Source organism: Staphylococcus sp. HMSC62B09, from assembly GCF_001839115.1.
Taxonomy (GTDB): domain Bacteria; phylum Bacillota; class Bacilli; order Staphylococcales; family Staphylococcaceae; genus Staphylococcus; species Staphylococcus haemolyticus.
Genome location: NZ_KV840153.1, coordinates 81,885 through 101,469 on the forward strand (window position 1 = coordinate 81,885; position 19,585 = coordinate 101,469).

At 32.6% G+C, this 19,585-nt stretch carries 20 protein-coding genes; 6 read left to right on the forward strand and 14 right to left on the reverse strand.

What is annotated here, in order from left to right; all coding sequences use genetic code 11:
* The first annotated feature begins 76 nt into the window (after positions 1–76).
* Positions 77–268, forward strand: coding sequence for a DUF5325 family protein (locus tag HMPREF3265_RS09085; protein WP_011276120.1), 192 nt, complete (start codon positions 77–79; stop codon positions 266–268).
* Between the two features lie 71 nt (positions 269–339).
* Here HMPREF3265_RS09085 and HMPREF3265_RS09090 read toward each other — a convergent pair whose 3' ends face one another.
* Positions 340–1,155 carry an inositol monophosphatase family protein gene (locus HMPREF3265_RS09090; protein WP_037536186.1) on the reverse strand — a complete coding sequence of 272 codons (816 nt, stop codon included), beginning with the start codon at positions 1,153–1,155 and terminating at the stop codon, positions 340–342.
* 179 nt (positions 1,156–1,334) lie between these two features.
* Between HMPREF3265_RS09090 and HMPREF3265_RS09095 the strand changes: the two genes are divergently transcribed.
* Complete coding sequence (locus HMPREF3265_RS09095; RefSeq protein WP_070440256.1) at positions 1,335–1,946, forward strand: YktB family protein; 612 nt, start codon at positions 1,335–1,337, stop codon at positions 1,944–1,946.
* A gap of 464 nt (positions 1,947–2,410) precedes the next feature.
* Positions 2,411–3,751: an Nramp family divalent metal transporter gene (locus tag HMPREF3265_RS09100; RefSeq protein WP_070440258.1), complete on the forward strand. Its 1,341-nt coding sequence runs from the start codon at positions 2,411–2,413 to the stop codon at positions 3,749–3,751.
* A gap of 57 nt (positions 3,752–3,808) precedes the next feature.
* On the opposite strand, the gene HMPREF3265_RS09105 is transcribed toward HMPREF3265_RS09100, so the two are convergent.
* The 13 genes from HMPREF3265_RS09105 to HMPREF3265_RS09165 all read right to left on the reverse strand — a co-directional run bounded on the left by HMPREF3265_RS09105 (position 3,809) and on the right by HMPREF3265_RS09165 (position 16,477).
* On the reverse strand, positions 3,809–4,294 hold the full coding sequence (locus tag HMPREF3265_RS09105; RefSeq protein ID WP_070440260.1) for a DUF4064 domain-containing protein: 486 nt from the start codon (positions 4,292–4,294) through the stop codon (positions 3,809–3,811).
* A gap of 140 nt (positions 4,295–4,434) precedes the next feature.
* A complete protein-coding gene (gene auxB, locus HMPREF3265_RS09110) occupies positions 4,435–5,637 on the reverse strand; it encodes a lipoteichoic acid stability factor AuxB (RefSeq protein WP_070440262.1) in 1,203 nt (400 codons plus the stop codon).
* 72 nt (positions 5,638–5,709) lie between these two features.
* The gene (locus HMPREF3265_RS09115) at positions 5,710–6,783 is read right to left on the reverse strand and encodes an ABC transporter substrate-binding protein (protein ID WP_070440264.1); all 1,074 of its coding nucleotides are present in this window, start codon (positions 6,781–6,783) and stop codon (positions 5,710–5,712) included.
* A complete protein-coding gene (locus HMPREF3265_RS09120) occupies positions 6,780–7,592 on the reverse strand; it encodes an ABC transporter permease (protein WP_070440266.1) in 813 nt (270 codons plus the stop codon). The genes HMPREF3265_RS09115 and HMPREF3265_RS09120 overlap by 4 nt, the downstream gene beginning before the upstream one ends.
* 5 nt (positions 7,593–7,597) lie before the next feature.
* Entirely contained in the window at positions 7,598–8,401 is an 804-nt protein-coding gene (locus tag HMPREF3265_RS09125; RefSeq protein WP_070440268.1) for an ABC transporter permease, read from the reverse strand.
* Positions 8,394–9,488: an ABC transporter ATP-binding protein gene (locus HMPREF3265_RS09130; RefSeq protein ID WP_070440270.1), complete on the reverse strand. Its 1,095-nt coding sequence runs from the start codon at positions 9,486–9,488 to the stop codon at positions 8,394–8,396. The genes HMPREF3265_RS09125 and HMPREF3265_RS09130 overlap by 8 nt, the downstream gene beginning before the upstream one ends.
* A gap of 15 nt (positions 9,489–9,503) precedes the next feature.
* Positions 9,504–10,043 (reverse strand): helix-turn-helix domain-containing protein, encoded by a 540-nt coding sequence (locus HMPREF3265_RS09135; RefSeq protein ID WP_070440272.1) that lies wholly within the window; start codon positions 10,041–10,043, stop codon positions 9,504–9,506.
* A gap of 170 nt (positions 10,044–10,213) precedes the next feature.
* The gene (locus HMPREF3265_RS09140; protein ID WP_037535602.1) at positions 10,214–10,486 is read right to left on the reverse strand and encodes a UPF0223 family protein; all 273 of its coding nucleotides are present in this window, start codon (positions 10,484–10,486) and stop codon (positions 10,214–10,216) included.
* 187 nt (positions 10,487–10,673) lie between these two features.
* The gene (gene lpdA / locus HMPREF3265_RS09145) at positions 10,674–12,080 is read right to left on the reverse strand and encodes a dihydrolipoyl dehydrogenase (RefSeq protein WP_070440274.1); all 1,407 of its coding nucleotides are present in this window, start codon (positions 12,078–12,080) and stop codon (positions 10,674–10,676) included.
* 3 nt (positions 12,081–12,083) lie between these two features.
* On the reverse strand, positions 12,084–13,385 hold the full coding sequence (locus HMPREF3265_RS09150) for a dihydrolipoamide acetyltransferase family protein (protein WP_070440276.1): 1,302 nt from the start codon (positions 13,383–13,385) through the stop codon (positions 12,084–12,086).
* A 202-nt stretch (positions 13,386–13,587) separates the two neighbouring features.
* Positions 13,588–14,565, reverse strand: coding sequence for an alpha-ketoacid dehydrogenase subunit beta (locus HMPREF3265_RS09155; RefSeq protein WP_011276134.1), 978 nt, complete (start codon positions 14,563–14,565; stop codon positions 13,588–13,590).
* A gap of 3 nt (positions 14,566–14,568) precedes the next feature.
* On the reverse strand, positions 14,569–15,681 hold the full coding sequence (gene pdhA / locus HMPREF3265_RS09160; protein WP_011276135.1) for a pyruvate dehydrogenase (acetyl-transferring) E1 component subunit alpha: 1,113 nt from the start codon (positions 15,679–15,681) through the stop codon (positions 14,569–14,571).
* Between the two features lie 172 nt (positions 15,682–15,853).
* On the reverse strand, positions 15,854–16,477 hold the full coding sequence (locus tag HMPREF3265_RS09165; protein ID WP_070440278.1) for a YkyA family protein: 624 nt from the start codon (positions 16,475–16,477) through the stop codon (positions 15,854–15,856).
* Between the two features lie 130 nt (positions 16,478–16,607).
* On the opposite strand from HMPREF3265_RS09165, the gene def reads away from it, so the two are divergent.
* The 3 genes from def (at position 16,608) to rnjA (ending at position 19,542) form a co-directional block, all read left to right on the forward strand.
* Positions 16,608–17,159 (forward strand): peptide deformylase, encoded by a 552-nt coding sequence (def, locus tag HMPREF3265_RS09170; protein WP_011276137.1) that lies wholly within the window; start codon positions 16,608–16,610, stop codon positions 17,157–17,159.
* 485 nt (positions 17,160–17,644) lie between these two features.
* Positions 17,645–17,863 (forward strand): DNA-dependent RNA polymerase subunit epsilon, encoded by a 219-nt coding sequence (locus HMPREF3265_RS09175; protein ID WP_002448185.1) that lies wholly within the window; start codon positions 17,645–17,647, stop codon positions 17,861–17,863.
* Entirely contained in the window at positions 17,863–19,542 is a 1,680-nt protein-coding gene (rnjA, locus tag HMPREF3265_RS09180) for a ribonuclease J1 (RefSeq protein WP_011276138.1), read from the forward strand. Before HMPREF3265_RS09175 ends, rnjA begins: the two co-directional genes overlap by 1 nt.
* The last annotated feature ends 43 nt before the right edge of the window (positions 19,543–19,585 follow it).

Genomic DNA, 19,585 nt, shown 5'->3' on the forward strand with positions numbered 1-19,585 from the left:
AAACTCCCACTTTTAATTACAACTTTTTTATTATATCATATTATTAGTAAAAGATAACAAAAAGGTGGGGTATGGGATGGAAAAACCTAAGTCTAAAGGTATATTTTGGGTTCTATCTATTATAGCAGTAATATTTTTAGTGCTTTTTAGTTTCAGCGTTGGTGCTGGTAGTATTCCAATGATGATTTTAACATTTATACTTTTCATTGCAACTTTTGGCGCTGGATTCACGCTTAAAAAGAAATATCGTGAAAATAACTGGCTTTAATATAGAAAAATGTCTCGGTAGTAAAATTTGGAAGAAATTCACCTTTCAAAGTTGACTGACCGAGACATTTTTTATTTTCTAAAACGTTGATGTAACTCTGTTAATACTTCATTATGAGGATTTAAATAATTTTCTAGTATCTCATTATGCGTTGCTTTATTTCCAACTAAAATAGAATTAGCACTTTCAATAGTGAGCGGTTCACCCATTAAATTACTTCCAATTCCACCAACTTCATTTAAAATAATCAAACCACCTGCAAAATCCCATGGTTGCAATCTTGGCGTGATATATGCAGCCAATTGTCCTTTGGCTACACTTATAATTTCTAATGCCGCACTTCCAAAAGCTCTACAACTTCTTGCTTGGTTTACAATCTCTGAAAAAATGGGTCCCATTTTTGGCTTAGTAACCCAGTTTGGATTAATTCCTATTAAACTTTGGTTAAGTTGCGTGTTATCAATGGTTTTTAATTCATGATTGTTTTCAAAAGCACCTTCGCCAACTTTAGCATGGTATAGTACATCCTTCATTACATCATAAACTAAACCTGCATATGGCTTGCCATCTCGATAAATACCTATGGAAATCGCAAATCCCTCTTGTTGATGAACAAAATTTAAAGTTCCATCAATTGGATCAACAACCCATACCACACCATTGACGTCTTCCATATGATGTCCATGTCCTTCCTCACCAATGACGCGATGATCAGGATAGCTTCTTAGAATTGCATCGTATATATAGTTTTCAGTTGCTTTATCAACATTTGTTACTAAGTCGTTTGGGTTCGATTTCGTTTCAATACTTAAATCTTCTTTCATCATTATTCTAACTTTGTTGCCCGCTTCTAGTATTAAACCTTGTGCAAATTCATATAGTGACATATCATCATCTCCTGTTGTCTTCTATTATACAAAATTTCTGGCATTATAATCTATACATCATTGTATACCTTATAATTGTGAGTTTAAACGCTTGAAACCTTAATTCTGCTTTTGGAATGATTGAGTCATTCTATGCTACAATAACTTTAAATTAATTATTCTGAAAAGGAGCAACGCTAATGACACAATATACATTTAAACCTAAAGATTTCAAAGCGTTTGAAGTTGAAGGCTTAGATGCTCGAATGGAAGCATTAAATGAATATGTAAGACCTCAACTTAATCAATTAGGAGATTATTTTAGTGAATATTTCACTTCTCAAACTGGAGAAACTTTTTATGCACATGTTGCAAAACATGCTCGTAGAAGTGTAAATCCCCCTGTAGATACATGGGTAGCTTTTGCTCCAAATAAACGTGGATATAAGATGCTACCTCATTTCCAAATTGGTTTATTTAAAGACCATTTATTTTTAATGTTCGGTGTTATGCATGAAGGTAAAGATAAAGCTGAACGTGTAAAAGTGTTTGATAAGCACTTTGATGTGCTTAAACAATTGCCTGAAGACTATCAAGTGAGTTTAGATCACATGAAACCTGAAAAATCCTTCATTAAAGATTTAAGTGACGATGAGTTACATAAAGCGATTGATCGTGTTAAGAATGTTAAGAAAGGAGAGTTCTTCGTTGCACGCTCCCTCTCTCCTAAAGATGCTGAATTAAAATCTGATAAAGCCTTCCTATCTTTTGTAAAAGAAACATTTGATGAATTTTTAAAATTCTATGAATAAATAAAACATTTAATTCAATATGAGTTGTAAACTATGTTTACCTTAAGTAAAAGCCTGGGCCATAATTCAATGACTCAGGCTACAAATATATATTGGCAATAGTTGACTGATTTAAAAATGTACTTGTAACAAGCTTTTTTAATTCTAGTCATCCTTGCCTGGTGGGCGGGCCCCAACAAAGTGAATTTCCTAAAGAAATACTACAAACTAAGCAAGTTGGGGTTCGGGGCCCCAACAAAGTGAATTTCTCAAAGAAATTCTACAAGCTAAGCAAGTTGGGGTTTGGGGCCCCAGCAAAGAGAATTTCATTAAGAAATTCTACAAGCTAAGCAAGCTGGGGTTACAACGAAATAAATTTTGAAATATTATTTCTGTACCCTCCTTTTTTTACGCCCAATTTTATTAGGTTGACCTAAAAATAAAGTTGGATTATTATAAAATATATTAGTTTAAGGAGTTTTTTTATGGGTACAATAGACAACAAAGAACAACGTAGTTTAGATGAAATTAATAGCACAATCGAATTTAATGGCTCGCAACGTACTAGTCAGAAATTTTTAGCTTTTCTAGGACCAGGTTTACTTGTAGCTGTTGGTTATATGGATCCAGGAAATTGGATTACATCAATGCAAGGTGGCGCACAATTTGGTTATACTTTAATATTTGTAATTTTAATATCTAGCTTATCAGCAATGTTGTTACAAAGTATGACTGTTCGTTTAGGTATCGCTACTGATAAAGATTTAGCACAAATGACTCGTCACTATTTAAACAAACCAACTGCAATTATATTTTGGGTGATTGCTGAACTTGCAATCATTGCCACTGATATTGCTGAAGTAATCGGAAGCGCGATTGCTTTGGATTTACTTTTTAATATTCCTTTAATCATAGGTGCTTTAATAACAGTTTTTGACGTATTTTTATTACTTTTTATAATGAAATTTGGTTTTAGAAAGATTGAAGCAATCGTTGGTACTTTAATCTTTACTGTACTGATGATTTTTGTATTTGAAGTTTACATTTCATCTCCAAATTTAATTGAAATACTTAATGGATTTGTTCCACATTATCAAATTATTGCTAATCATAGTATCTTGTATATTGCATTAGGTATTATTGGCGCTACAATTATGCCTCATAATTTATATTTGCACTCATCAATCGTGCAATCACGTAAGTATAATCGCCATAGCTTTACTGAAAAAGCCCAAGCGATTAAATTTGCAACAATTGATTCTAATATTCAATTAAGTATCGCATTTATTGTAAATTGCTTACTACTTGTTCTAGGGGCTGCTTTGTTTTATGGCGTCAATTCAAATAGCTTAGGTGGTTTCTATGATTTATATCAAGCTTTAAGAACACAACCTGTATTAGGTGTTGTAATGGGAAGTATAATGAGTACACTATTCGCAATAGCATTATTAGCATCCGGTCAGAATTCAACAATCACTGGTACACTCGCAGGTCAAATAGTTATGGAAGGGTTCTTAAAACTTTCTATACCAAATTGGATGAGACGCTTAGTAACAAGAAGTTTGGCTGTCATACCTGTTTTAATATGTCTTGTTATTTTCCAGGGCAATGAGTCTAAAATGGAACAATTGCTAGTATTTTCACAAGTGTTCTTAAGTATTGCACTACCTTTCTCATTAATACCTCTGGAATTAGCAACAAGTAATGAAAAATTAATGGGTCCGTTTAAAAATAAAAAGTGGGTTAATATATGTGCTTGGGGTTTAATCATCATATTGAGCTTCCTCAATATTTATCTAATAATAGAAACCTTTAAAGAATTATAAAAAAATCTAACGATTTAGCATTATAAATACTAAATCGTTAGATTTTAGTTTTATATTTTAATAAATATATGGATCATCTTTCTTACGTTCATTATATGATTTTTCAGTTTGCCATTCATCCATTTTTAATTTTGTTGATTTAGGTTTTTGTTTAGGTAGATTAGGATCCTTTTTAACAAATAGCATGATTGCTACAATAATCCACAATATTCCTGCAATTAAACTCATATTAAATATACCTACTAATGCTGCGACAATTAAAAGACAACCTGCTAAAATAGGACGACCTTTAATGATTAACATACCAATAATGCCTAACAACGTTGAAAAGATTAATGTTCCCATAGAAAAAGCCATAGCAAAGTTGACCATTTCAGGTGTAACTTTAACATCTTGATTTCCAAATTGTTTTATCATTTGTTGATATTGTTCAGTATTATTGTTATTCCTAACCATAAAGTAAGATAGTGATGACATAATTAAATAAATAATACTTAAACCACAAGCAATCCATCCAAGAATTAACTCTACTTTTCTACTCACTTTCTTAGCCTCCATTATTAAAGTATTTAATTAAATCATACTAAAATTGTAATATGTTTGCGACTAACTTCATGAATTAAATTTTGGATATTGACACAAAACGATTAAGCCATATATGACTTAACCGTTCTAAGTGTATATTAGTTTTTATTATCTTCTTCTTGGTTGTTGACGTCTTTCTCTGATTCGATGTCATCTTTATTCAAGATTTGTTTACGTTCTTCATAGTTCATACGACGTTGACTAACAGCACTTGGTTGATTTTTACGACGCTCTTTCATACGTTGATTATAAGCTTTGCGCTTTTCTTTTTTCTTAGCTTTAATTTCAGCTTTTTCTCTCTTACGTTGTGCTTTTTCTTCTCTTTTATCAACTTTTGGCTCAGTATCTACTACATTTTCAGCAAAATCGTAAGACTCTTCATCACTAGTGTTATCAAATTGTGATTTTTTATTCGCCTTTTTGTTGTATTTAGCCTGTCTAGAGAGTACTCCCGTTGCTTCAACATCATCAGCATCCGATTGATATTCTCCAGTAATTGCACGTTTTGGATATTGATTATATTTATCTTCCTCAGTATCAGTTGCTAAATCTTGCTCTTCATCATTACGAATCGTTGTTTCATCGTAGTTGTTATCTCGATAATTACTATCGATATCATCATTGTAATAAGGTTTTTTACGACGTGTACGACGTTCAGATATTTTGGTTTTACGTGGTGATTCAACATAGTCTTCATCATAATCATTATATTGATTATGATCGTCGTAATCATAGTCATCATTAATATTTCTATTAAATCCATAATAACGATCATCATATTCATCTCTAGGATAATATTGATTTTCGTAGCCGTGTGATGGACCATATATAGGCACTGTCTCGACCTTGCTCTTCCTTACAAACATCATGATTGCAATAATAAAGAAGAAAATAGGAATAATTAATGTTACGAATAATAATACTAATGGCAATGTAATAATTGAGGCAATTAAAAATAAGAATCCAGAAAGTATTCTCATATTCATAGATATAAGTGCTAAAAATGAAATAAGCAAACACACTATGAAATAAACGATAATTGCCCATACACCATTTTGTAACCAAATTACAAATTGTGTTGTATTTAAACTATTATTTGTTAAAATTTGCTGAATTAGTTCATTACTATTCATTGAGTTTTCAAGATTTTGAATTGATGTATCATTACTAAATGACACGAGTGCAATAAACATTGTAATAACCGTCAATATAAGTAAGAAAATCCAACTAAACCAACCTAAAAGTTTTTCAGTCAGACGACTCACAGGCCGTTTGATTTGCGTGTAACGTTCTCCTGACATGTATTACAACTCCTTATTTTACTTATCAAATAATTATATCTAATTCATTATAAAATAACTACTATTTATAGTCTATTTTAAAGACATTTTAAAGTTTAAGAAACTTTCGTTATATTCTCCTAAAGTTTTAGGACCTAAATCTTTGTAGACTTCTAATCGTGATTGCTCTTTTTGAGTAGGATAGAAACGATGATCATCTCTAACTTCTTTAGGTAACAACTGACGAGCCACTTTATTTGGTGTAGAATATCCGACCCATTCTGTATTTTGTTTATTATTTTTAGCATCAAGAAGGAAATTCATAAATTTATAAGCCCCTTCTTTATTCTGAGCGGTTTTAGGAATAACCATATTATCAAACCATAGGTTAGATCCTTCTTTTGGAATAACATAATTATATTTGTCACTATCTTGTACTAAAGGAGCTGCAACACCACTCCATACTACTGCAATATTCCCCTCATTTTGTTCAAGCATCATTGTGACTTCGTCTCCAACAACACCACGAACTTGTGGTGTAAGGTGATTCAAATCTTTCTCTGCTTCTTTTAAATGACTTGGATTTGTATCATTTAAACTATATCCTAATTTGTTCAAAGCTAATCCCATAATTTCTCGTGCACCATCAACTAATAAAATATCGTTTTTATATTTAGGTTGATATAATGCTTGCCAACTACTAAAGTCTCCATTTGGGTAAACCTCTTTATTATATAAGATGCCTACAGTACCAAAGAAATAAGGTAGTGAATACTTATTATGTCTATCATATGACATGTTCATGTAATCAGAATCTAAATTTTTTATATTTGGAATTTTACTATGATCTAGTGGTTCCAATAAATTTTCACGCTTCAATTTCTGAACGGTATATTCACTAGGAAAAGCCACATCATAATGGGTTCCACCATTTCTAATTTTAGCTTCCATGGCCTCATTAGAATCAAACGTTTCATATATAACTTGAATACCTGTTTCTTTCTCAAATTGTTTAATTAAAGCGGGGTCTATATATTCTCCCCAATTATACACGTATATCTTTTCACCAGTACTAGTATTATCCTGCGATTTAAACCAGTGACTTACACCTAAGCATATTAATCCAACGACAATTGCACCTAATATTAACTGTAAAAATCGCTTCACTGATTTACACCTCGCTTAGTTAATTGTCGTCTCTTAACTGTATGTTGTATTGCATAATAACCAATAATTCCTAATACAATAGCTGCAAATAAAATAGTTGAAATTGCATTTATTTCCATACTAATACCTTTACGTGCCATAGCGTAAACTTCTACAGATAATACACTAAAGCCATTACCGGTTACAAAGAAACTTACTGTAAAATCATCTAATGAGTATGTTAGCGCCATAAAGAATCCACCTATAATTGAAGGCATTAAATTAGGTATTAATACACGTCCAAGTATTTGTGATTCCGTAGCACCTAAATCACGTGCAGCATTTAGAATATTATTATTCATTTCATATAACTGTGGTAACACTACGATAACTACGATAGGAATGCAAAATGCAATATGCGACGCTAACACTGTTCCAAAACCTAGTCCTAAACCAGTTAAATGCCCTATTGCTGTAAACATAATTAAAAATGAGGCACCAATAACTACATCAGACGAAACCATTAGCACATTATTAAGCGTTAATAATGTTACTTTAAATTTTTTATTTCTTAAATAATATAATGAAATGGCACCAAATGTTCCTATTATGGTAGAAATTGCAGCTGCTAATAGCGCAACTGCTATCGTATTAAAAATTACAGACATCAGACGATCATTCTGAAATAGACTTTGGTAATGTTCCAAAGTAAAATGCTCAAAATGTATCATATTTCCCGCTGAATTAAATGAATAAAACATAAGGAAAAATATCGGAATATATAATATAGCTAATAAAATGCCAATATATAATTTTCCATACCACTTCATTTAATTCACCTTCTTTCGTCCGTGGATTTCGATTTAGTAATGATTAAAATAAATGCCATGAATACAATCAAGAATATGGCAATTGTAGAACCCATACCGTAATTCTGAATAACTAGGAATTGTTCTTCAATCGATGTACCAATATTGATGACTTTATTACCTGCAATTAATCTTGTAATCATGAATAGCGATAATGCTGGAATAAATGTTACTTGAATGCCTGTCATGACACCTTCTTTAGTTAAAGGTACGATAACTTTTCTAAATGTAGTAAATGGACTAGCCCCTAAGTCACTAGAAGCTTGTAACAAATTATTCGGGATAGCTTTCATACTATTAAATATAGGTAGAATCATAAATGGTATATAAATATAGCTTGCTACTAATAAAAATGCCCCCGGTGTAAATAATAGATTAGCCGAAGGTAAATGAATAAAATTTAGAAATCTATTTATTAAACCCTCATGGCTTAGTAAACCAATAAAAGCATATGTTTTAAGTAATAGATTTATCCACGTCGGAATAATTAAAATGAGCAACCACATATTTTGATTTTTTGACGAACGAATAAAATAAGCAGCAGGGTAGCTAATTAATAGAGTGATTATAGTAATTAATGCTGCATAAAAAATCGAATCCCACATCATTTTTAAATATTTCATTGATAATATTTGTTCATAGTTTGTAAAACTAAAATGACCATTTAAATCAGCGAATGAGAAATATACAAGTAAAATAACCGGCACTATTATGAATAACACCATCCATAATAAATATGGAATAATTAGCACTTTATTTATATTACGCATTGTCAAACTCCTCATAACTTTCAATACGTTTATCAAATTCCTCTTCTGTTTCACCTGGAACCATGATGTGTATTGCCTCAGGTTCAAAATAGAGTCCTACTTCGCTTCCAACTTCTGCTTTTTTAGTTGTCTGTATGACCCATTCATATCCTTTTCTATCAATGCAACAAATTTCATAATGAACGCCTCTAAATAACATTGAATCAACAGTAGCTTTAAATAGTCCTTTGTCTGCGTCTATTAATGAAATATCTTCAGGTCTAATGACGACTTCGACATTTTTGCCTGAAGGTATACTAGCATCTACACATTCAAAATCTTGACCATATATATTTACTACGAAATCCTCAACCATTTTACCCTCAACAATATTGGATTCGCCTATAAAATCAGCTACAAAGCGATTGACCGGTTCATCATAAATATCTGTAGGTGTACCAAATTGTTGAATTTTACCGTCTTTCATAACAAATATGTAATCGCTGAGCGCTAATGCTTCTTCTTGATCGTGAGTAACAAAGATGAAAGTAATTCCTAAACGTTTTTGTAATTCACGCAATTCATACTGCATTTCAGTTCTTAATTTTAAATCCAAAGCAGATAGAGATTCATCTAACAATAAAATTTCCGGCTCATTAACTATTGCTCTTGCGATAGCAACGCGTTGCTTTTGACCGCCACTCATTTCATTAATATTTCGTTGTTCATACCCCGATAATTTCACTAGTTTTAAAGCATTTATTACTTTTTCATCAATATCTTTTTTGGAATGCTTTTTCAACTTTAAACCAAAAGCAATATTGTCGTAAACATTCAAATGCGGAAATAAAGCATAATCTTGGAAAACAGTGTTTACCTTTCTTTTATTTGCAGGCAAATCACCTATTGATTTATTTAAATATATAATATCTCCATCATCTGGTTGTTCGAATCCAGCTATAAGTTTTAAGATTGTGGTTTTACCACAACCTGAAGGACCTAGTAATGTATAAAAATGTCCTGACTCAATCTCTAAATCCATTTTGTTTAATATCGTTACATCGTCAAAACCTTTTGTCACACCTTTAAAAGATAACAATGACTCCATTACTATACTCCCCTTTTATAAATATGATGCTGTCGCAACAATTAAAATTTCAATTTCATCGGTTGTTTCATTATGTAATTGATGTATTTCATTAGCCCTAAAATATAAAACATCTTGTTCATTTGCCTGATATCGTGAATTTCCTAATGTAAGTGTTACACACCCTTTTAAGCAATAAATGAATGTATCTGACTCAGATGGATCAAAGTGTTTATAAGATGCACCTGGTTTTAATGATAATATGAGCGGTTCCATTTCAAATTCATTAGATTTCATTACCAACCAATTAAGGACATAACCTCTATCATATTCATCGTAAATAGTTCGTTCATTTTTAGTGTATAGCACTTTTTCTTTTGACTTCTCTTTAAAAAAATCACTAGGAGAAGTACCTAACACTTCTAGAATATTTAAAAATGTTTCCATACTAGGAGAAGCATGTTGACTCTCAATTTGAGATATGTACCCTTTTGATAAATTTGTTCGTTCTGCTAGCTCTTCTTGCGTTAAATTTTTTTGACGTCTTAAATTACGTAATTTATTTCCAATTTGCATCGCTAATCACCTTAAAAAAGCTATACTTTGTTTAGTAATATTAAACATTTTGTTTAATGCTTAATAAAAATAACAAAATATAGCTTTAACTTCAATACTTTTTTGAAATTAATTAAAATTAATGATGCAGATATTATGATTTTTAATAATTAACGTTAAATCGTTATAAGTTATTTTGCGCTGAATGATGTTAATTCGGGATTGTTCTTTACTTCTTGTACAACTTTATAACTATTATAATTACTTTTTTCTTCAAATTCTTTAAATAATTGCTTTTCTTCTGCTTTGCCGGGAACAATTTCTTTGAATCGTTTATAATGATTCATTAAGTCTTGACCGTTAACCGAGTTTTCATAATAATTTTCAATTTTATTAAAGAAAGCAATCACATCAACCATTTCTTCATTAGACCAATCTAAGTCTAGTGGATATTGGTATTCCATTTTATTCCTCCATTCATTGTGTTAGCCATTAGTAATCTATTACCCTTTTTTGGTTAAATAATATAAAAAAGGGGTGAAACCAAGTTCAAACATGAACTTGAGTTGCACCCCTCTTGGATGTCAAATAACCTCAATCAAATCTAATTAAAGTTATTCGATCTATATAGTTAGTCAGTTTGACTAAAAATTACATTGTGTGGATTGGCAATCCAATTGCTTTTTCAGCAGCTTCCATAGACATTTCACCTAATGTTGGGTGAGCATGTACTGTTAATGCGATATCTTCAGCATTCATACCAGCTTCGATAGCTAGACCTAATTCAGAAATGATATCTGAAGCGCCATTACCGGCAATTTGTGCACCGATAACAGTATCGTCTTTTTTAAGTGTGATAAGTTTAACGAAACCAGTTGTGTCATCTAATGATAAAGCACGGCCGTTACCAGCATAAGGGAATTTAGAAGCTTTGTAGTCTAAACCTTCTTCTTTAGCTTGTGCTTCAGTGTAACCTACTTGAGCTAATTCTGGTTCAGTGAAACATACAGCTGGCATACCGATGTAGTCTACTTCTGATGCTTGACCAGAGATAGCTTCAGCAGCTACTTTAGCTTCATAACTTGCTTTATGAGCAAGTGGTAAACCAGGAACGATATCACCAATTGCATAAATATTGTCGATAGAAGTACGGCTTTGTTTATCTACTTCTAATAATCCACGATCTGCGAATTTAAGTCCTAACTCTTCTAAACCTAATTCGTCTGTGTTTGGACGACGACCAACAGTTACTAATACATAATCAGCTTCGATAGTTTTTTCTTCACCTTTAGCTTCATAAGTAACTTTAACGCCATTTTCAGTTTCTTCGGCATTTTTAGCCATTGCTTCAGTAATGATTTCAACGCCTTTTTCTTTCATGCCTTTTTTAACTGGTTGAACCATTTGTTTTTCGAATCCGCCAAGAATTTCTTTAGCGCCTTCTAAAATTGTAACGTCTGAACCAAAGTTAGCAAATGCAGTACCAAGTTCTGAACCAATGTAACCGCCACCTACAACGACTAATTTACCTGGAACTTCTTGTAAGTTTAATGCACCTGTTGAATCGATAACACGTTTACCAAACTCAAAGTTAGGAATTTCAATTGGTCTAGAACCTGTTGCGATAATAGCGTGTTTGAAATTGTAAGTTTGTGCACTTTTTTCATCCATAACACGTAAGCTGTTATTATCAACGAAATAAGCTTCACCTTTTACAATCTCAACTTTATTACCTTTTAATAAGCCTTCAACACCACCAGTTAATTTGTTTACAACTGATTTTTTGAATTCTTGAACTTTGTCGAATTTAAGTGATACGCTTTCAGCGATAACACCTAAGTTTTCAGAGTGTTGAGCTTCTACAAAGCGATGTGAAGCGTGTAATAATGCTTTTGAAGGAATACAACCAACGTTTAAGCATACACCACCTAAGTTACCTTTCTCAACGATAGTAACTTTTTGTCCTAATTGTGCTGCGCGAATTGCTGCAACGTATCCACCAGGACCTGCTCCGATTACAATAGTATCTGTTTCAATTGGGAAATCTCCAACTACCATGTTTTACCCCTCCATTAATAATAATTCTGGATTATTTAATAAGCGTTTAATGTGATTCATAGCGTTTTGTCCAGTTGCACCATCAATTTGTCTGTGGTCAAAGCTTAATGATAAAGCTAATACTGGAGCTGCTACAATTTCACCATCTTTAACGATAGGTTTTTGAGCAATACGGCCAATACCTAAGATAGCTACTTCTGGGTGGTTGATAACTGGAGTGAACCATTGTCCACCAGCTGAACCGATATTACTGATTGTGCATGTTGCACCTTTCATTTCATCAGATGTTAATTTACCATCACGAGCTTTAACCGCTAATTCGTTGATTTCATCTGAAATTTGGAAGATTGATTTTCGGTCTGCATTTTTAACTACAGGTACTAATAAGCCTCTGTCAGTATCAGCAGCAATACCAATATTCCAGTAATGTTTGTGTACAATTTCGCCAGCTTCTTCATTGAATGAAGTGTTAAGTGCTGGGTATTTTTTAAGTGCAGAAACTAATGCTTTAACAACATAAGGTAAGAAAGTTAATTTAGTACCTTGTTCAGCTGCAACTTCTTTGAATTTTTTACGGTGATCCCATAAATCTTGAACATCAATTTCATCCATTAATGTTACGTGAGGAGCAGTGTGTTTTGAGTTAACCATTGCTTTTGCAATTGCTCTACGCATTGCTGGGATTTTTTCAGTAGTTTCAGGGAAGTCTCCTTCAGGTACTGATTGAGTTTGAACTGCAGAAGTATCTTCTGATGTTGATGCAGCTGCACTTTCATTTGAAGCTGTTGCTGCTTGAGCACCACCACCATTTAAGTGGTTATCGATATCTTCTTTAGTAATACGACCATTTTTACCTGAACCAGCTACTGCTTTGATGTTAACGCCTTTTTCACGTGCATATTTACGAACAGATGGCATAGCTTTGATCTGTCTATTTTCATCTACTTCTTCATCTTGTGAAGCTGATGCTGCTGGTGCATCTTCAGTTTTAGCTTCTTCTTGAGTTGGTGCTTCTTCAGATGAAGCATCGTCATCGTGACCACCTTTAAATTGCATATCTTCTGCATCAGGTGCATCGATTTTGACAATAACATCACCTACAACTGCTACAGTACCTTCGTCAACTACAACTTCTTCAACAGTACCGCTAACAGGAGATGGGATTTCAACTACAGATTTGTCATTTTGAACCTCTGCTAATACATCATCTTCTTCAATTGTATCTCCGGCTTTAACAAACCATTTTACAATTTCACCTTCGTGGATACCTTCACCAATGTCGGGTAATCTAAATTCAAATGCCACGTTCTTGTCCTCCTAGATTTCTTATTCATCATTTAATAAATTTATAACATAGAGCAAGGACAGAATAATTTGAAAGCCTAAACACAAACTATTTTGCCCTAATTCTCTAGTTTACACTTACTTATTCACACATAGAGTAAAAAGTAAACATTTTACTTACTTCCTATAAGTCTGCTTGCTAGCTAATTGATAAGCTAAAATATTAGAATTCTAAAGTTGCTTTAGCTTTTTCAATGATGTCGTTTTTGTTTGGTAACCAAACATTTTCAGCTTGTGTAAATGGATATACTGTATCAGCAGCAGCCACACGAGCGATTGGTGCTTCTAATGAAAGAATAGCACGTTCAGCTAATTCAGCAGCTACAGTAGCACCAACACCAGCTTGACGTTGAGCTTCTTGAACTACTACAGCACGGCCAGTTTTTTCAACTGATGCAACTAAAGTATCGATATCGATAGGTTGAACAGTACGTAAGTCAATAACTTCAACTGAGTAACCTTCTTTTTCTAATTCTTCAGCAGCTTTTTCAGATTCTTGAACCATTGCACCGTAAGCGATTAATGTGATATCGTTGCCTTCTTTTTTCACATTAGCTTTACCGATGTCAATTGTATATTCTTCTTCAGGAACTTCTTCACGGAATGAACGATATAATTTCATATGTTCTAAATATACAACTGGGTCATTAGATCTGATTGATGAAAGTAATAAACCTTTAGCATCATATGGACCTGAAGGAATAACTACTTTAATACCAGGTGATTGAGCTAAAATACCTTCTAAGTTATCAGCGTGAAGTTCAGGAGTATGAACACCACCACCGAATGGTGCACGGATTGTAACAGGTGCTACTTTTGAACCACCTGAACGGAAACGTGTACGAGCAATTTGACCTGCAACTTCGTCAAATACTTCAAATACGAAACCAAGGAATTGGATTTCCATTACAGGGCGGAAACCTTCAACAGTTAAACCAAGAGCTAAACCACCGATACCTGATTCAGCTAATGGTGTATCGAATACACGGTCTTCACCGAATTCTTTTTGTAAACCTTCAGTTACACGGAATACACCGCCGTTAACACCAACGTCTTCACCGAAAACTAATACGTTTTCGTCATTTTGCAATTCAGTTTTAAGCGCATTATTAATCGCTTGAACCATTGTCATTTGTGCCATGGCTTATTTCGACTCCTTCTCTTTGTAAATTTCATATTGTTCAGCTAAGTTTTGAGGCATATCTTCGTACATGATATCCATTAAGTCAATAACTGTTTGTTTTGGAGTATTGTCAGCCTCTTTGATAGCTTTCTTGATGTCGTCTTTAGCACGTTCAATAACTTCATTTTCTTTTTCTTCGTTCCATAATCCTTTGTTTTCAAGGAATTTTCTGAAACGAACTAATGGATCTTTTTTCTCCCAATCTGCATCTTCATCTGAAGTTCTATAACGAGTTGGGTCATCTCCAGCCATTGTATGTGGACCATAACGGTAAGTCATAGTTTCAATTAATGTTGGACCTTCACCATTAATAGCACGATCACGAGCTTCTTTAGTAGCTTGATATACAGCTAATGCATCCATACCATCAACTTGGATACCTGGGATACCTACTGCAATAGCTTTTTGAGCTAATGAAGTTGCTGCTGTTTGTTTACTACGTGGTGTAGAAATAGCATAATTATTGTTTTGGATAACAAAAATTGCTGGTGCTTTATAAGCAGAAGCAAAGTTGATACCTTCATAGAAGTCACCTTGTGAAGAACCGCCGTCACCAGTGTATGTGATAGCAACTGCTTTTTTACCACGTTTTTTAATACCGAATGCTACACCAGCAGTTTGAATATATTGAGCACCGATAATGATTTGTGGACTAAATGCATTAACACCTTCAGGGAATTGATTTCCTTTGAAGTGTCCTCTTGAGAATAAGAAAGCTTCAGTTAATGGTAAACCATGCCAAATGATTTGTGGCACATCACGGTAACCAGGTAAGATGAAGTCCTCTTTTTCTAAAGCATATTGTGAAGCTAATTGAGAAGCTTCTTGTCCAGCTGTAGGCGCATAGAAACCTAAGCGTCCTTGTCTGTTTAATGAAATAGAACGTTGGTCAAGAATACGTGTCCATACCATTCTTTCCATTAATTCTACTAGTTGTTCATCAGTTAAATCAGGTACTAAGTCTTCATTTACGACATTACCATCTACATCCAAAATTTGAACCATTTCAAATTTCGACTGAGTATCATTTAATACTTTTACTGCATCGAATTGGGCTTGTAACTTAGGAGCCATTCAATTCACCATACCTTTCCCATATAATAGAAATTCATTTTATCCTCTCATAGTGTACCACAATTTATTTATACTGTTAAATATTTTAGTAAAGTTCTGTATTACTAAAAAAGATACAGTTTTTTACAACTGTATCATTCCAATCAACTAATCTGTACTAATGCTTATATTGCTACAGATTATCAACATCTTGTTTTTCTTTATTTACTGTGTTCATAGCTTTTGAATAATCTTTAAATTTATTTTGGAAATTCTTCTGAGCTTTATTCAATGCATCATTTTTTTCATCAACTTGTGATTGAGTTACACCCTCTTGTTTAATAAGTTCGAACAAGTCTTTTTCTTTTTCCAAGACATTTTTATACGCACTTGCATATTCATCATGTACTTTATATTTATTTTTTACAGCATCGTCTAATTGCTTAACTTCTTTTTTCTTATCATCACTTTTAATTTCATCAATATGTGACTCGCCTTTTTTAAACTGTTTTTCAGAATCATTTAAAGTTGATACTTCTTTATCAAATGTTTCTTGTCTCTGTTTGATATTTTCAAGAATATCATCAGCAGCTTTCTTACGAGTATCCTCATTATCACTATTAGCTTTTTTATATAAACCTTGCTTCTTTTCCTCAAGTGAGTTTAATTTTTTGCTAATGCTATTAATTGATTGCTCTTTATCAAAAGCTTTTTGAATATTTTCATTATACGCTTTAACTTCTTTTTTATCTGTTGTACAGCCTGCTAATAAAATAGTTGATGCTGCTACTACCGCAACTGTTTTACGTAGTTTCATTGAGTGTAAACCTCCTAGTAGTCATTCGACTGTAATAATATAGAATTATACTTTATAAATCAAATGAAATAAGATAATGTACTTATTATTCATTTTTCTGTTATATTTTATTGTAAGGAAGGTGTATGACATGTTAACTATGAAAGATATTATAAGAGATGGTCATCCTACGTTACGTGCTAAAGCTGAAGACGTAAGTTTGCCTCTTTCTGATGAAGATAAAAATACATTAAAAGAAATGCGTCAATTTTTAATTAATAGTCAAGATGATGACATTGCAAAAAAATATGGTTTACGTTCTGGTGTAGGTCTAGCCGCCCCACAAATTAATGTTTCAAAACGAATGATTGCTGTCTATTTACCTGATGATGGAAATGGAAAAGCTTATGACTATATGCTAGTTAATCCTAAAATTATGAGTCACAGTGTTCAACGTGCTTATTTACCTACTGGAGAAGGTTGCTTAAGTGTGGATGAAAATATCCCTGGTTTAGTTCATAGACACTTCAGAGTAACAATTAAAGCGTTAGACATTGATGGTAACGAAGTTAAATTGAGATTAAAAGGTTACCCTGCAATTATATTCCAACATGAGATTGATCATTTAAATGGTGTTATGTTCTATGACTATATTGATCAAGATAATCCATTAACTCCACTACCTGATTCTGTTGAAGTATAACTTTTAACAATTTTATTTTGCTCAAACTATTTTCAATGATGGAACTAGTTTGAGTTTTTTATTTGTATTATGGTTATTAAATTAAATTTATTCCTTTTAATAATTTTAAAAAATATATAACGTTTATGAAGTAATGAAGAGATATAAACTGCTTTATTTATTTATATACATAATGTAAAATGAGTAGTAACTGAAATCTTAGTGTAACGCTAATTTTCAAATAATGAACGACATTAACAATTACCTTAGTGAAAGCTTGAGACTCAAATTTACAAGATATTTATATGAATGTATATCATTAGGTCGACAATCATCAAGTGACTTTAAAATCATTATTTATACAGATAAATTTATCTTCTTATTTATGATTTATGAAGCAATTCCTATTGTCGTAATCAACTAGATTTGAAGTATCAAGTTAATAAATTAGGGTTCAGATTAATATAATCAATTTAGATGTTTAAATTTAGGAGGAACTATCCAATATGGCAGTATTTAAAGTATTTTTCCAACATAATAAAGATGAAGTAATCGTTCGTGAAAACACAAATACGATTTATGTTGAAGGTGAAACAGAAGAACAAGTAAGACGTTATTTAAAAGACCGCAATTACAATATCGAATTCATTACTAAATTAGAGGGCGCACATTTAGAATATGAAAAGGAACATTCTGATCATTTTAACGTGGAGAATGCTCAATAATGAAGCAATTACATGCTAACGAAGTAGGTGTATATGCTTTAGGTGGCTTAGGTGAAGTCGGTAAAAACACTTATGCTATCGAATATAAAAATGAAATTGTTATCATTGATGCCGGAATAAAATTCCCTGATGATAATTTATTAGGGATTGATTATGTTATTCCTGATTACACTTACCTCGAACAAAATCAAGACAAAATTGTCGGTCTATTCATTACACATGGACATGAAGACCATATAGGTGGTGTGCCCTACCTATTAAAGCAAATTAATGTACCTATCTATGGCGGTCCATTAGCATTAGGATTAATTCGCAACAAGTTAGATGAACACAACTTATTACGTAATGCTTCATTAAATGAGATTACAGAAGATAGTGTTATTAAGTCTAAACACTTTGAAATATCATTTTACTTAACTACACATAGTATTCCTGAAGCTTATGGTGTAATAATTGATACACCTGAAGGTAAGATTGTTCATACAGGTGACTTTAAATTTGATTTCACTCCTGTAGGCGAACCTGCGAATATTGCTAAAATGGCAGAATTAGGTAAGGAAGGCGTATTATGTCTATTATCTGACTCAACAAATGCATTAGTACCTGATTTCACATTAAGTGAACGTGAAGTAGGTCAAAATGTAGATAAAATTTTCCGTAACTGTAAAGGACGTATCATATTTGCTACATTTGCTTCTAACATTTACCGTGTACAACAAGCGGTTGAGGCTGCTATTAAATACAATCGTAAAATAGTAACATTTGGTCGTTCCATGGAAAATAATATTAAAATTGGTATGGAATTAGGCTATATTAAAGCACCGCCAGAAACTTTTGTTGAACCAAATAAGATTAACAATATTCCAAAACATGAATTACTAATTTTATGTACAGGATCTCAAGGTGAACCGATGGCGGCTTTATCAAGAATTGCAAATGGAACTCATAAGCAAATTAAAATTATACCTGATGATACTGTTGTATTTAGTTCATCACCTATTCCAGGTAACACTAAGAGTATCAATCGCACGATTAATGCATTATACAAAGCGGGTGCTGATGTTATCCACAGTAAAATTTCAAATATCCATACATCAGGTCACGGTTCTCAAGGCGATCAACAACTTATGCTTCGCTTGATTCAACCGAAATATTTCTTACCAATACACGGTGAATATCGTATGCTTAAAGCGCATGGACAAACTGGTGTCGACTGTGGTGTTAAAGAAGAGAACGTCTTTATCTTTGATATCGGTGATGTACTCGCATTAACACATGACTCTGCTCGTAAAGCCGGGCGCATACCTTCTGGTAATGTGTTAGTAGATGGTAGTGGAATTGGTGATATAGGTAACGTTGTTATTCGTGATCGTAAATTATTATCTGAAGAAGGATTAGTCATTGTAGTGGTTAGTATTGATTTCAACACTAATAAATTACTTTCAGGTCCAGACATCATTTCTCGTGGTTTTGTGTACATGCGTGAATCAGGTCAATTAATTTATGACGCTCAACGCAAAATTAAAACCGACGTAATTTCTAAATTAAATGCTAATCCAAATATTCAATGGCATCAAATTAAATCTTCAATCATTGAGACATTACAACCTTATCTATACGATAAAACTGCTCGTCGCCCAATGATTTTACCTGTGATTATGAAAGTAAACGAAGATTAAATATAATGATGTACTTCACATAGAGAAATCCGTAAATGAATTA

Coding starts and splice junctions, on each gene's coding strand:
- lpdA (WP_070440274.1), bottom strand. CDS start 12,080: ATGGTAGTTGGAGATTTCCCAATTGAAACAGATACTATTGTAATCGGA.
- HMPREF3265_RS09090 (WP_037536186.1), bottom strand. CDS start 1,155: ATGTCACTATATGAATTTGCACAAGGTTTAATACTAGAAGCGGGCAAC.
- HMPREF3265_RS09175 (WP_002448185.1), top strand. CDS start 17,645: ATGGCAGTATTTAAAGTATTTTTCCAACATAATAAAGATGAAGTAATC.
- pdhA (WP_011276135.1), bottom strand. CDS start 15,681: ATGGCTCCTAAGTTACAAGCCCAATTCGATGCAGTAAAAGTATTAAAT.
- HMPREF3265_RS09095 (WP_070440256.1), top strand. CDS start 1,335: ATGACACAATATACATTTAAACCTAAAGATTTCAAAGCGTTTGAAGTT.
- HMPREF3265_RS09120 (WP_070440266.1), bottom strand. CDS start 7,592: ATGAAGTGGTATGGAAAATTATATATTGGCATTTTATTAGCTATATTA.
- HMPREF3265_RS09130 (WP_070440270.1), bottom strand. CDS start 9,488: ATGGAGTCATTGTTATCTTTTAAAGGTGTGACAAAAGGTTTTGACGAT.
- HMPREF3265_RS09155 (WP_011276134.1), bottom strand. CDS start 14,565: ATGGCACAAATGACAATGGTTCAAGCGATTAATAATGCGCTTAAAACT.
- rnjA (WP_011276138.1), top strand. CDS start 17,863: ATGAAGCAATTACATGCTAACGAAGTAGGTGTATATGCTTTAGGTGGC.
- auxB (WP_070440262.1), bottom strand. CDS start 5,637: ATGTCAGGAGAACGTTACACGCAAATCAAACGGCCTGTGAGTCGTCTG.
- HMPREF3265_RS09140 (WP_037535602.1), bottom strand. CDS start 10,486: ATGGAATACCAATATCCACTAGACTTAGATTGGTCTAATGAAGAAATG.
- HMPREF3265_RS09085 (WP_011276120.1), top strand. CDS start 77: ATGGAAAAACCTAAGTCTAAAGGTATATTTTGGGTTCTATCTATTATA.
- HMPREF3265_RS09135 (WP_070440272.1), bottom strand. CDS start 10,043: ATGCAAATTGGAAATAAATTACGTAATTTAAGACGTCAAAAAAATTTA.
- HMPREF3265_RS09165 (WP_070440278.1), bottom strand. CDS start 16,477: ATGAAACTACGTAAAACAGTTGCGGTAGTAGCAGCATCAACTATTTTA.
- def (WP_011276137.1), top strand. CDS start 16,608: ATGTTAACTATGAAAGATATTATAAGAGATGGTCATCCTACGTTACGT.
- HMPREF3265_RS09125 (WP_070440268.1), bottom strand. CDS start 8,401: ATGCGTAATATAAATAAAGTGCTAATTATTCCATATTTATTATGGATG.
- HMPREF3265_RS09100 (WP_070440258.1), top strand. CDS start 2,411: ATGGGTACAATAGACAACAAAGAACAACGTAGTTTAGATGAAATTAAT.